At 60.9% G+C, this 12,693-nt stretch carries 11 protein-coding genes and 1 pseudogene; all 12 read left to right on the top strand.

Annotation, left to right across the window (positions count from 1 at the left end):
- Positions 1-270, top strand: a 270-nt coding sequence (locus EO99_RS0103970; RefSeq protein ID WP_029617347.1) for a flagellin, incomplete at its 5' end; no start/stop codon positions are given.
- A gap of 227 nt (positions 271-497) precedes the next feature.
- Positions 498-1,688 (top strand): flagellin N-terminal helical domain-containing protein, encoded by a 1,191-nt coding sequence (locus tag EO99_RS0103965; protein WP_029617346.1) that lies wholly within the window; start codon positions 498-500, stop codon positions 1,686-1,688.
- A 307-nt stretch (positions 1,689-1,995) separates the two neighbouring features.
- Complete coding sequence (locus EO99_RS0103960; RefSeq protein WP_029617345.1) at positions 1,996-3,276, top strand: flagellin N-terminal helical domain-containing protein; 1,281 nt, start codon at positions 1,996-1,998, stop codon at positions 3,274-3,276.
- A 206-nt stretch (positions 3,277-3,482) separates the two neighbouring features.
- On the top strand, positions 3,483-4,130 hold the full coding sequence (locus tag EO99_RS0103955; protein ID WP_029617344.1) for a FliH/SctL family protein: 648 nt from the start codon (positions 3,483-3,485) through the stop codon (positions 4,128-4,130).
- Positions 4,127-5,410 carry a MotB family protein gene (locus tag EO99_RS0103950; RefSeq protein WP_029617343.1) on the top strand — a complete coding sequence of 428 codons (1,284 nt, stop codon included), beginning with the start codon at positions 4,127-4,129 and terminating at the stop codon, positions 5,408-5,410. The genes EO99_RS0103955 and EO99_RS0103950 overlap by 4 nt, the downstream gene beginning before the upstream one ends.
- Positions 5,411-5,412: 2 nt before the next feature.
- Positions 5,413-6,693: a chemotaxis protein MotC gene (gene motC, locus EO99_RS0103945; protein WP_029617342.1), complete on the top strand. Its 1,281-nt coding sequence runs from the start codon at positions 5,413-5,415 to the stop codon at positions 6,691-6,693.
- A gap of 164 nt (positions 6,694-6,857) precedes the next feature.
- Positions 6,858-8,087: a flagellar hook-length control protein FliK gene (gene fliK, locus EO99_RS0103940; protein ID WP_029617341.1), complete on the top strand. Its 1,230-nt coding sequence runs from the start codon at positions 6,858-6,860 to the stop codon at positions 8,085-8,087.
- On the top strand, positions 8,008-8,595 hold the full coding sequence (locus EO99_RS0103935; protein ID WP_051679685.1) for a transglycosylase SLT domain-containing protein: 588 nt from the start codon (positions 8,008-8,010) through the stop codon (positions 8,593-8,595). Before fliK ends, EO99_RS0103935 begins: the two co-directional genes overlap by 80 nt.
- A gap of 283 nt (positions 8,596-8,878) precedes the next feature.
- Positions 8,879-9,550: a response regulator transcription factor gene (locus EO99_RS0103930; RefSeq protein ID WP_029617339.1), complete on the top strand. Its 672-nt coding sequence runs from the start codon at positions 8,879-8,881 to the stop codon at positions 9,548-9,550.
- Positions 9,551-9,653: 103 nt separating this feature from the next.
- Positions 9,654-10,367: pseudogene (locus EO99_RS28745) on the top strand (flagellar hook-basal body complex protein); the annotation flags it as partial.
- A 9-nt stretch (positions 10,368-10,376) separates the two neighbouring features.
- A complete protein-coding gene (locus tag EO99_RS28740; RefSeq protein ID WP_456238893.1) occupies positions 10,377-11,201 on the top strand; it encodes a flagellar hook-basal body complex protein in 825 nt (274 codons plus the stop codon).
- Between the two features lie 28 nt (positions 11,202-11,229).
- The gene (flgK, locus tag EO99_RS0103920) at positions 11,230-12,693 is read left to right on the top strand and encodes a flagellar hook-associated protein FlgK (protein ID WP_029617337.1); all 1,464 of its coding nucleotides are present in this window, start codon (positions 11,230-11,232) and stop codon (positions 12,691-12,693) included.

Here is a 12,693-nt window from a genome sequence, read left to right as displayed (position 1 = left end):
ACACTGATCTCCGGTGTTGACGAGGCTCTGACCGACATGACGAGCGCAGCTGCCGACCTTGGTTCGATCGGCATGCGTATCGACATGCAGCAGGAATTTGTCGGGAAGCTGACCGACTCCATCGACAAGGGCGTAGGCCGCCTCGTTGACGCTGACATGAACGAAGAGTCGACCCGCCTGAAGGCCCTGCAGACGCAGCAGCAGCTGGCCATCCAGTCGCTGTCCATCGCCAACAGCGCATCGGAAAGCATCCTCACGCTCTTCCGTTGATCCGACACAGCAATTCCGAACATCGAGGCCGCCCGCAAGGGCGGCCTTTCGCATTTTATTAACTTTCTGCGATCCCGTTTAGGTTTTGTTAACCATGGCTGGCTTAACTGCAATCATCGTAACGATGGGTTAACCTAGACGAAGAAGCGGTTAACGGCATTAGGCCAGACCATCGTTCCCGGCGCTTCCGGGATGTCCCTCATCTAGCCAATAAAGGGGCAACCACCATGACAAGCATTCTCACTAACGTAGCAGCAATGGCTGCACTTCAGACCCTCCGTTCCATCGACGACGGCATGGAAGAAACCCAGGCACGGGTCTCCACCGGTCTGCGCGTAGGAACAGCGTCCGACAACGCCGCCTACTGGTCGATTGCAACGACCATGCGGTCGGACAACATGGCGCTCTCGGCCGTTCAGGATGCCCTGGGACTGGGCGCGGCGAAGGTCGATACGGCGTATGCAGCGATGGAAAGCGCTGTGGAAGTCGTCAAGGAAATCAAAGCGAAAATGGTAGCGGCAACCGAAGAAGGTGTTGACCGCGCAAAAATCCAGGAGGAGATCGAGCAGTTGCAGGAACAACTCCGCAGCATCGCATCGGCAGCTTCCTTCTCCGGAGAGAACTGGATGCAGGCCGATCTTACCAACGCCACCGGCAACACCGTTCAGAAGAACGTCGTGGGTTCTTTCATTCGCTCTGAAGATGGCACGGTCGCTGTCAAGAAGATCATTTATGACCTGAGCGGCAACACTGTGCTGTTCGACGATGGCGGCGATCTCGGGATCCTCGACCGGACCTTCAACGTCACGCCTTCATCAGTTACGCTGGACATCAATACCAACGGCGTCACGTCCAAGCATACCGTCCTGGCCTACACGATCGACGCCCTGATCGCTGATGGCGCCACCTTCGAGGGCAACTACGCCAACACAGCGACTCCCGCAGCCGACTACGTCAAGGTTCAGGGGGTGTGGGTCAAGGCCGTGGATTCCACCACGGTTCCCGGTCAGGAAGTGGCGGCAACCAGCGCGGGTCCGGTGGGTTGGTCCGTCGACACCACGCCGATTCCGGCGGGAACGACTGTCGAAGCGCCGAATTCGCTGGATCTGGTAGATATCACGGCTCTGACGAATGAAGAACTGGATGTCATGGTACAGGCAACGGACGTTGCGCTGGAGGCTATGATCAGCGCCACAGCCGATCTTGGATCCATCGCGATGCGTATCGGGATGCAGGAAGAGTTCATCGCAGCCCTTACCGACTCGATCGACTCAGGCATCGGCCGTCTGGTGGACGCCGACATGAACGAGGAATCGACACGACTGAAGGCGCTGCAGACCCAGCAGCAACTGGCCATCCAGTCGCTCTCCATCGCCAATACCGCTTCCGAAAATATCCTGTCACTCTTCCGTCAGTAGGCGGCGCCCTAGGCTGGGGTGGTTTCGTCCCGCCGCTGACAGGCAGGTATTCGGATGGAAACCGCGCTCCACCAGGGGCGCGGTTTTCGCTCGTCCGGAGCTTGCGTGAAACCTGCCGTTGGCCAGAAGGAAAGATTTGAAAGATTGCCAGACGCAAGCCTCGACTGTTAACTGCTCGTTAATGATTTGTTAACCAACGACGGATCGCCCCCCATGATGGGACTGAACGGGCGGCTAGGCATGAAGCTTCCTCGTCGTCGCCCTCCTTTGCGGGAGGATCGTGCATCCACGACAGAGGCAACAGGCAATGACCAGCATCCTCACCAATGTCGCCGCCATGGCGGCGCTCCAGACGCTTCGATCGATTGATCGCAACCTCGAGACGACCCAGGCGCGTGTGTCTTCCGGGTTGAGGGTGGAGAAAGCCGAGGACAACGCCGCCTATTGGTCCATCGCGACGACCATGCGGTCCGACAGCTCCACGCTTTCGACCGTCCAGGACGCCCTCGGTCTCGGAGCCGCAAAGGTCGATACGGCCTATGAGGCGATGGAAAGCGCGATCGCGACCGTCCAGGAGATCAAGTCGAAGCTCGTCGCAGCCTACGGCGTTGGCGTGGACCGCTCGAAGATCCAGGAAGAGATCACCCAGCTGCAGGAGCAGCTCAGCAGCATTTCCGAATCCGCGAGCTTCTCGGGCGAAAACTGGATTCAGGGTCGTATCAGCGACGGCGGCAGCCCTGCGACGCCAAGCCCGCAGATCAAGGAGGTCGTATCCGCCTTTACCCGCGGTCCCTCCGGCGAGGTCGCCGTAACCACCGTCGACTACGTGCTCAATTCCAGCACCGTCCTGTTTGATACGAGCGGCGGCAAGCTCGGCATTCTGGATCAGGATCTCGCCTATGTCGCGGCGAACGAGTTGGCAGTGACGGTGTCGGAAACGGACACGGGCATCACGACGAACAGCCAGTATGCGGTCCCGACGTTCTCTGACGCCGATCTGGCCGCGCTCGGAGCGGACGGAAACGCTGATGCCTCCATCTACGATGTCGGCGGTTCCTCGTACTTCAAGGTGACCGACGACAAGTGGGTCGAAGTCACGACGACGGATCCGGCCGCCTTTCCCGCCGTCACCACGTCCGTCCACAACGACGGTACCGACGATTTCTTCTTCGTGGTCTCCGCCGCCAACAGCCTGGACAGCCGCAAGGTCGACATGTCTGTCGTCACGCTGGACATCACCACGCTCGACGTGATGGCGGCATCCCTGAACGCTCTGGTCCCGGGATCCATTGCCGAGGACCAGGAAGTCCTCGACATCATGACGAGCTTCGTCGACAAGCAACTGCTTGCAATGACGAGCGCCGCGTCGAGCCTTGGCTCCATCCAGAGCCGCGTCGACCTGCAGGAGGATTTCATCGCCTCCCTCGTCGACGTCATCGACAAGGGTATCGGCCGACTGGTGGACGCGGACATGAACGAGGAATCCACACGCCTCAAGGCGCTCCAGACACAGCAGCAGCTCGGCATTCAGTCGCTGTCGATCGCCAATACCAACGCGGAGAGCATCCTTACGCTCTTCCGGCAGTAGTCGGCGTTCGACCAGGGTTGAGGTGTTGGTACAACGCCAGGCTTTTGTCCCAACACATTCATCTTCGCGCAAGTTTGATCCGTTACCGTTTCGGCAATCCCTTGGACTGCGCATTCGCGCGCAAGGAGCAGCGGAAGCGCAGGTTCGCCCAAAGTCGGGAGCGATGCCGAGATTTCGTGGCAGGACAGTAAAGAGCAGGAAAAGCTATGACGGCCTCGATTGCCCGCTACTTGAAGGACTTTGGCGAGGCGCCTCCACCGCCTCCGATCCTGGCCGACGACGTGGGCGGCTTTGACTTCGGTGGAGACCTCGACTTTCCGGAAGTCCCGGTCGAAGTGCCTGTCGATATCGATGCCGAGCGCACCGAGGCGCATGCGCAAGGCTATGAAGCGGGTACCGCGGAGGCGCAGCGCGCCTGGCACGAGGAGCGCGACCAGCTCCTGAAGGCGCATGCCGACGAACTGGCGGCGACCAAGGCATTGCACGAGCATGAGATTTCCACCCTGGTGGAGAAGAAGATGAGCGAGGCCGCCCTGCTGATTGCAGAAGCGGTGAGCGATCAGACGGCCAAGGTGCTGGCGCCGGTCGTCGAGCAGGTGCTGATCGCCAAGGCGGTTGCAGACCTGGCCGAGCTCCTTCGTGCCGCAATCCTGGAAGGCGAGGTGGCGGTGGTCACGCTTCGCGGGCCTCTCAACCTGTTTGAAAAATTGACGGCGGCGCTGGGCGAGAACCACGCGACGCTGCTACGCCACATCGAGGCGAACGATCTGGATATCTCGGCGGAGATCGGTGATTCCGCCATCGTGACGCGTCTGTCGGCCTGGGCGGCTCGGCTGCGGGAGGTGCTGGCGTGAGCGACGGCGAAAACCATCACCATGGCAAGAACGAGATCATCATCGTCAAGCGCCATAAGGGTGACCACGATGGCGCCCATGGCGGCGCCTGGAAGATTGCCTACGCCGACTTCATGACGGCGATGATGGCCTTCTTCCTCGTGATGTGGCTCGTCAATGCCGCCAACGAGGAAACCAAGGCCTCGATGGCCAGCTACTTCAACCCGATCAAGCTTTCCGACGAAACGCCGGCCGAAAAGGGGCTCGAGAAGCCCGTCGACCAGGCGGAAGGGGAGGAGCAGAGCGAACGCTCCAAGGTCAAGGCAGACGGCGAGACCATCGGCGCGGCTGCCGCGACCGGTGAGGACATGACCTCCACCTCCGGCGACGAAACCAATTACTCCGAAGCCGATTACTTCGAGAACCCGTATTCGGTGCTGGCCGAGATCGCCCAGGAAGTGGGCCAGCAGGCAAACGTCAGCGCCAAGGGCGAGGGTGGCGCGGCAGAGTCGGGACCGGCAACGGGAGCAGACGGCGGCGAAGCCTATCGCGATCCGTTCGATCCGGACTTCTGGACTGAGCAGGTGCAGGTAACAAGCGCCGAGGATCGCAAGGAAGCAGCCGAGGTTCAGTCAGAGAGTGCGCAGGAGCTTGCGCCGGCCGAAGAGCAGGACGTGGCTCTGGCGATGCCGCAGCCGCGCGTCGATACGGCGCTTCCTGACGTGCCGGCGAGCGAGAATGCCGAAAAGGCGCAAGAGCAGGAGAAGGATCTGGAGGAGGCGGCGGTGAGCGACGACGCTCCTCCACCGGAACCCGACGCAGAGCCGGCAGATCCCGAAACGGCGGCGGAACAGCTCCGCGAGCAGATTGCAGCCCAGATCCAGGGTGTTGCAGGCAAGCTTGCGGAGGGCCTGGTGGTCACGCCGGCCGAGGGCGGTCTGCTAGTGACGATTTCGGACCAGAACCTGGATCCGATGTTCAACGTGGGTTCCGCTGTCCCGCGGCGGGAAATGGTCATTGCGATGGAAAAGATCGGCAAGATCCTGGAAGGTCGCCAGGGCGACATCCTCGTGCGCGGGCATACGGACGGTCGACAGTTCCAGGGGACGGAGAACGACAACTGGCGCCTGTCCATGGCTCGCGCCCATAGCGCCTATTACATGCTGGTGCGTGGGGGACTTGATGAGGGGCGCGTCAAGCAGGTTTCAGGCTTTGCCGACCGGCGTCTCCAGCTTCCCGACGATCCTCTCGCGGCCGGCAACCGGCGGATCGAGATTCTTCTGCAGGCAGGCGAGGGATGACGATGGCCCTGGCGGTACTTCGGCCGTTCCTCCTTGCCACAGCGGTCGCCCTGGCGATATTGCCGGCGCAGGCGGTGGCTCAGGAAGACGCCGCCCTTGCTCCCTACATTATGCTGCGCTCGTTGCAGTTCGTGCAGGACACGGTGGTCGCCGGTGACCACTCTGCGGGCGAGATGCAGCGGTTCATGCTCGGCAAGATCGATCAGCGGCTTCGGACGGTGGATCCGGCGATCTTCGAGGATACCCGCAACGTCGACGCAGCGCTGATCTACGCCATGAGCGGTGGCAATCCCGCGACCCTGGAATACCTGGTCGGCCGCGACGTGGCCGGCAACTTCGACAGCCGCGTGGCCGATGCCTTGCGAAAGTACCTGGCAGGAAAGGGAACGCTTGTTGCCAAGTCCCTTGGCGAAATGGCAACCGAGTATCGAGACCAGAAGATCGGCGCCTATATCGCGCTCGTCAGCGGCAATGTGATGGTGCCGACCGATCCGACGGGGGCCCTGGCCTTCTACGACATGGCCCGGCTTGCCGCACCCGGCACGATCGTCGAGGAAGCCGCACTGCGCAGATCCGTCGCCATCGCCGTCGATGCCGACCTGGTCGACAAGGGGCTGGACTATTCGCGCAAGTACGCGCGCCGCTTTGTTCACTCTCCCTATGCCAGCCAGTTCGCCGATTTCTTCGTGCAGCTGGTCGTCGAACATTATCCGAAGATCGTCGAAGCCGACATCGACGGCACGGTCGAGTTCATGGACGTCGACCGGCGGCGCGAGGTTTTTCTGAGGATCGCCAGAAGTGCCGCAGTATCGGGCAAGAACGATCTTGCTCGGCTTGCGTCCGGGCGCGCTGCCGCCCTGTCGGGTCTGGATGCGGAGGCACCCGAGGCGCTCGCGCGCCTCTACAGCGGGCTCGCCAACGTATCGACGGCCAACGTCGACGCGGCGATGCAGGATATCTCCCAGATAGAGGACGACCAGCTCTCCCCTCGGGATCGCGCCCTTCGTCAAGCAGCGCAGGCCGTTGCGGAGGAGGTGCTGCGTCGACCCGTGAGCGAAAGCCTGGCGCAAGATGCGCCGCGCACAATGCCCACGACACCGGACGCAAGCTTAGCAAATGCGTCTCCCGGCAATGAAGCGCCGGGATCTGCCGAGGTTGCTGAATCCGCGCCGGCGGCGAGCGGTGTCAAGTTCGACGCAGAATTCCAGACCTTTGTCGACACCGGCCGTTCCAAGCTCAGTGCCATCGATGATCTTCTGAAGGAAGAAGGTACAACACCATGACGCTTGAGGTTCTTTCATCACCTGCGCCAGCAGACCGCTCGCAGAAGAGAACCGGGCGCGGTGCGGGTGAAACGGAAGGCGGAGCCGACGGTTTTTCTACCGCTTTGTCCAAGGCCGGACGTGGCACCTCGTCTGATGAAAATGCCACTGACGGTGAGGGACGCATGTCTCACCAGACGACGGCCCACGGTGCGGACACGCCGGCGGCGGAAAGTGGCAGGCGTTCCGTCAGAACGGCATTGGATAAAGCCGGCGAGCATACGGTCGAAGACCAAGGTGAGACGACGAGAACCTCTGTCTCCTCGATCTTCCCGACGACCAAGGGGCAGGTTCAGCGCCACCTGCAGGACAGCAGTAACAGCGTGGTCATTCCCGCTGCTGAAGACGCAGAACCGGTCGCGGATGATGACGAAACCGCAAGCGAGACGGCCGAAGAGGGAACTGGCGAAGTCAGAGGCGCTGCAGACCTGCTGAGCATTCTGGCCGGACTGAACTCGGCAGCCGCCGCATCGGCTGTCAATGCCGGCTCCTCGCGTCCAGCGCCCGCAGGCGATGGACGCAGAGGCTCGAGTGGCGAGGGCGCGGAGAAGATCGGTTCGGCTACCGATGCCACGCACAGGGGTGCGACCGCGGAAGCCGTCCTCGACATGCCGTCTGCCGATGAGGCGGACGTCGGACCCGAGCGAAATTTCAAGTTTATCAACGCCAAGAACGGCAGCATCAATGCTGAACTGACGCAAGCGGCTCAGTCGAACGAGAAAGGCGGGTCCGACTCCAAGACGGCCTCCTCATCGACTGAGACCGTCATGGTCCTGGATTCGCGCCGTATCGTCGGTCTGCCGAGCGGATCCAACAGCGCCTCGATCATGGCAGCCATGGTCGGCGACCAGAGCTGGTCTTCGGCGATGCAGCCGGATGCGACGCTGTCCAATACCGCCGCCCAGAGCAGCTCCGGCTCCGTGGTCCACATGCTGAAGCTTCAGATGAACCCTCATGACTTGGGTTCGGTCACAGCCATGCTGAAGATGAGCGGCGAGCAGCTTCATGTTCACCTGACGGTGGAGACCCGTGCCGCCCTTCAGCAATTGAGCGATGACAGCAGCGGCATGCTCGATGCCTTGCGAGCCCAGGGCTTCTCGGTGGACCAGGTGACGATCAGCGTCGCACCGACGGCCGACACGGACAGCCAGAAGGGTCAGCAGGGGGCTCAGAACGGCCAACAGATGACCGGCAGCGGTGAGCGGCAGGGTGAAGCCAACCGGGAACAGTCCGGTCAACGCTTCGATCAGACGGGCGATAGCAGGAATTTCGACAATGACTCTTCGTTGGATACTTCGGCAGCCTTCGGTCCTGGCGCTGCTGGCGACACTCGCGCTGGGCAGCTCTATCTCTGAGGCGGTGGCGGCGTCAGCCGGGGCCTGTGAAAAAGAGATCCAGGCCGCTGCCGCCAAATACGGTGTACCCGAGGGTATCCTGTACTCGGTGGGACTGACCGAAACGGGCCGCAAAGGAAGCCTCTACCCCTATGCGATGAACGTGGAGGGCAAGGCCTATTATCCCTCTTCGCAAGGCGATGCCCTGGGCGTGTTCGACGCAGCCAGACGGGAAGGGCGCAAGCTCATCGACATCGGCTGCATGCAGATCAACCACCATTTCCATGGCGAGAACTTTGCTTCAGCGGCCGAGATGTTCGAGCCTCGGCGCAACGTCGAGTACGCAGCCAAGTTTCTTTACAACCTCCATAAGCGTCACGAAACCTGGACGATGGCGGTAGCAAGATACCATGCTGGGCCGAACAACGACCCCGCGCAGAAGAAATATGTCTGTCGTGTCATCAGCAATCTGGTCGCGACCGGCTACGGAAAATGGACTGCGAACGCCAGTCAGTTCTGCAACAACTGACAATTCTGGATTGAATCGTCGACCCCCGAGACTCGCATGCCGATGTGTGGCGCGTTTGGGGCGAAAACTAGTCAGGCAATCCCTTTATGAGTAAAGTCTTAACGTTATCCACCGGATAATTGTGCCTGTCCGCGTCGCGAGACACTATATCTAGTGCAAATCGCAGTCCAATGGTTAATCAACTATTAATTTGTTTAGTTAACTTCCTGCAGCTTGTGCCCGATTCCCGCGATTCGTACCCATAGGGTCATTGAAGCACCACAACTGATTCGGAGGCGGACGAATGATCGTAGTGGTTGATGAGCGCGAGCTCGTTAAAGACGGCTATACATCCCTTTTTGGCCGCGAGGGCATCCCTTCCACCGGCTTTGACCCGGCAGAGTTTGCCGAATGGGTCAGCACGGCAGCGGATGGCGACATCCATGCCGTGGAAGCCTTCCTGATCGGTCAGGGCGATCGCATGCTCGAACTGCCGCGGACGATCCGGGACCGGTCCCAGGCCCCCGTGATCGCTGTCAGCGATCATCCCTCGCTGGATGCGACCCTGGCGCTCTTCGACAGTGGCGTCGACGACGTCGTGCGCAAGCCGGTCCATCCGCGTGAGATTCTGGCCAGGGCCGCTGCGATCCGTCGCCGCCTCAAGGCCATTGCCAACTACACCGACGTCGGGCAGATCCGGGTCTTCTCTGATGGCCGTGATCCGGAGATCGCAGGCGAGATTTTCGCCTTGCCGCGCCGTGAGCGACGTATCCTGGAATACCTGGTCGCCAACCGCGGCCGCCGCGTCTCGAAAACCCAGATCTTCAACGCGATCTACGGCATCTTCGACGAGGAAGTTGAAGAGAACGTCGTGGAAAGCCACATCAGCAAGCTCCGCAAGAAGCTGCGCAAGCGCCTCGGCCACGATCCGGTCGATTCCAAGCGATTCCTTGGCTACTGCATCGACTGGAGCTGAAGCCTCCACAGTTTCCGCCTCCCGACAGGGAAGCGGAAACCAGACAGCTTCACGCAAGGCCCACCGCCTACTCTCCTGGTATAAGCTGCAACGAGGATTTAAGATGAGCCTCTACGGAACTATGAGAACCGGCGTGTCCGGCATGAATGCACAGGCCAATCGGCTGAGCACGGTCGGCGACAACATCGCCAACGCCTCGACCGCTGGTTACAAGAAGGCATCCACGCAGTTCTCATCGTTGATCCTGCCTTCGGGAGAGGGGTCGTACAACTCGGGCGGCGTCACCACCAACGTGCGTTACTCGATCTCCTCGCAGGGCACCTTCACCTACACGACGTCGGCAACCGATCTCGCCATCAACGGCCGCGGTTTCTTCATCGTTCAAGGCACCGACGGCGTAGAGTACCTGACACGCGCCGGCAACTTCACGGGCATGTCCGACGGATCGCTGCAGAACGCGGCCGGCTTCACGCTGATGGGTTACGAGTATGTCGAAGGGCAGGATCCGACGATCGTCATCAACGGCTTTGATGGCCTGACGGAGGTCAACCTCTCCTCCGGTGCATTGAACGCCACTCCGTCAGTCGGCGGCATCCTTGACGTCAATCTGCCCTCGCAGGAAGCTGTCGGTTACGAGAAGAAGACTTCGCTCAAGGCCTATGACACGCAGGGCAATACCCGTCTTCTCGACATCACCTACACGAAGCTCGCCGACAACTCCTGGACCGTAGACGTTGCCTACGAAGGCACCTCGCTCCTCAGCCGGGAATTCGACCCGCTGGCCGACGCGACGACGGATGCGACTGCGGTCGGCAACCTCGATTCGATCGCCGCCGACGGCACGACGTTCCAGGGCTCCGAGATCGCCTATGATCTGAACGGAGACGCAAGAACCCTGCGCTACGATTATATCAAGGGTCCGACAGGCTGGAGCGTCAATGTCTATGATGGGATGACGTCGACGACACCGCTGAATGCGGCGCCCTTCGCTATTCCCGGCGGTGCATTGGTCATCCCGGCGACCGGCACTCTCGGAGCCATGACCATCGACTTCTCCGCAGTCACGTCTGACCCTGGAAAAACGGGTGTCAACTCGCCGTCCAATGGTATCGGCAGGATTCCGACCATGGAGTTCGATGCACTCGGCAAGATCATCACGCCGCTCTCCCTGACGACGCAGGCCATGGCCTTTGGTGGGGCTGAGTTCAACAGCCTGACGATCAGCATCGACGGCTCGACGCAGCTGTCTTCCGAATTCAAGGTCGGTAACGGCAAGATCGATGGCAATGCCGCCAGCAACGTCGTTGGCCATGAAATCAGCGAAGACGGCATCGTCTACCTGAAGTACTCCAACGGCGACCTGGTCCCCAAGTATCGCATTGCGGTGGCGGACGTGCAGAGCCCCGACCAGCTGAACCCGCTGGCAGGCAACGTCTACACGCAGAGCAATGACTCGGGCATCATCGTCATGGGTTACGCTGGAAACGGCAGCTACGGCACGATCATCTCGAACGCGCTTGAGGATTCCAACGTCGATATCGCCGAGGAGCTTACCTCGATGATCGAATCCCAGCGCAACTACACCGCCAACTCCAAGGTCTTCCAGACCGGTTCCGAACTTATGGAAGTTCTCGTCAACCTGAAAAGGTAACGGGGACTAATTCCCAGAGGCATTCACCATGACCCTTTCGTCAGCACTTAACACGGCGCAGTCAGTCTTTAACAACACCGGAATTCAATCCGGAGTTGCCTCGAAGAACATTGCGAATGCCCAGAACGCCAACTACGTCCGGCGCTCTGCGGTGCTGACGAGCAGCGGCAATGGCGCGCTCGTGGTTGGCATAGAGCGATCTCAGAACGTCGCCCTGCAGCGCCAGACCATCGAAAGTTCGTCCATCTACAGCGGTCAGGCCGTGCTTCTGGCGGGGCTGGAGGAAATGAAGTCGCTGATGGGCGGCAACGACTACGAGACCTCGCCCCATGCTCTCATTGGCAACCTGCGCAACAACCTGCAGACCTGGGCGAGCAAGCCCAACGAGAGCACACTCGGCGCAACGGTTGTGTCCACGGCGCAGGATCTTGCCAAGGGGCTCAACACGGCCTCGAACGAACTGCAGGCCATCCGCAATCGCGCGGATGACGAGATCGCCCAGAGCGTCGATTCCCTCAATGCGCTGCTCTCCCAGTTCGAAGTCGCAAACAACAAGGTCAAGCAGGAAGTCGCCGTCGGCGGCAACCCCAACGACGCGCTCGACGAACGCGACACCCTGCTGAAGCAGATCTCCGAGATTGTCGGCGTCAATTCGTCTGTCCGCGAAAATCAGGACATGGTTCTCTACACCTCGGAGGGAACGACCCTGTTTGAAACAGGGCCCCGGACGGTGACCTTTGCTCCAACGGTTGCCTATAGCGCGGCAACGGTCGGCAACGCGGTCTATATCGATGGCGTCGCGGTGAGAGCGGGCAAGGGTTCCGATACCAATGCCGAAGGCTCGCTTCAGGCCCTTCTTCAGATCCGCGACGAAGTGGCGCCGCTCTTCCAGAGCCAGCTCGACGAAGTGGCGCGCGGTCTGATTATCGCCTTCGCGGAGAGCGATCCGGCCGACCCTGCGGTGCTTCCGACGCTGCCAGGTCTCTTCACCGGCAGTTCGCTGGGGGGAATGCCGGCCGACGGGATCGTGGAGCCTGGTCTGGCAGGCACGATCAGCATCAATCCTGCGGTCATTCCGCCGACCGGTGATCCCAGCCTGATCCGCGACGGTGGCATCAACGGGGTTGGCTATATCGTCAACACCACCCAGTCGACCGGATATTCCGATCTCCTCAACAAGTTCGATGACGCTTTCGACGCAAAGATCGTGTTCGACGACGGCACCGAAATCGGCGGGTCGCTGTCGGTCCAGGAATTCGCCGCAGACTCCATGGGCTGGCTGGAGATGCGCCGCAGCACGGCCACCTCGGCGACCGAAAACAAGCTCGCCATGCTCAGCCGTGCGAACGACGCTTACTCGAGCGAAACCGGCGTCAGCCTGGACGAGGAACTTTCGCTGCTGCTCGACATCGAGCAGTCCTACAAAGCAGCAGCCAAGCTCATGTCCACCGTGGACGAGATGATGCAGGCACTCCTGGCAGCAGCGAGCTAA

It is taken from the genome of Pseudorhizobium marinum (assembly GCF_000705355.1).
Lineage (GTDB): Bacteria > Pseudomonadota > Alphaproteobacteria > Rhizobiales > Rhizobiaceae > Neorhizobium > Neorhizobium pelagicum.
Note: the sequence above shows the minus strand (reverse complement) of the source record. Positions and strands in the feature narration are given on the sequence as shown.

Bases quoted from the DNA above. Each gene is read 5' to 3' on its own strand.
- EO99_RS0103965 (WP_029617346.1), top strand. From the start codon at position 498: ATGACAAGCATTCTCACTAACGTAGCAGCAATGGCTGCACTTCAGACC.
- EO99_RS0103960 (WP_029617345.1), top strand. From the start codon at position 1,996: ATGACCAGCATCCTCACCAATGTCGCCGCCATGGCGGCGCTCCAGACG.
- EO99_RS0103955 (WP_029617344.1), top strand. From the start codon at position 3,483: ATGACGGCCTCGATTGCCCGCTACTTGAAGGACTTTGGCGAGGCGCCT.
- motC (WP_029617342.1), top strand. From the start codon at position 5,413: ATGGCCCTGGCGGTACTTCGGCCGTTCCTCCTTGCCACAGCGGTCGCC.
- fliK (WP_029617341.1), top strand. From the start codon at position 6,858: ATGTCTCACCAGACGACGGCCCACGGTGCGGACACGCCGGCGGCGGAA.
- EO99_RS0103935 (WP_051679685.1), top strand. From the start codon at position 8,008: ATGACTCTTCGTTGGATACTTCGGCAGCCTTCGGTCCTGGCGCTGCTG.
- EO99_RS0103930 (WP_029617339.1), top strand. From the start codon at position 8,879: ATGATCGTAGTGGTTGATGAGCGCGAGCTCGTTAAAGACGGCTATACA.
- flgK (WP_029617337.1), top strand. From the start codon at position 11,230: ATGACCCTTTCGTCAGCACTTAACACGGCGCAGTCAGTCTTTAACAAC.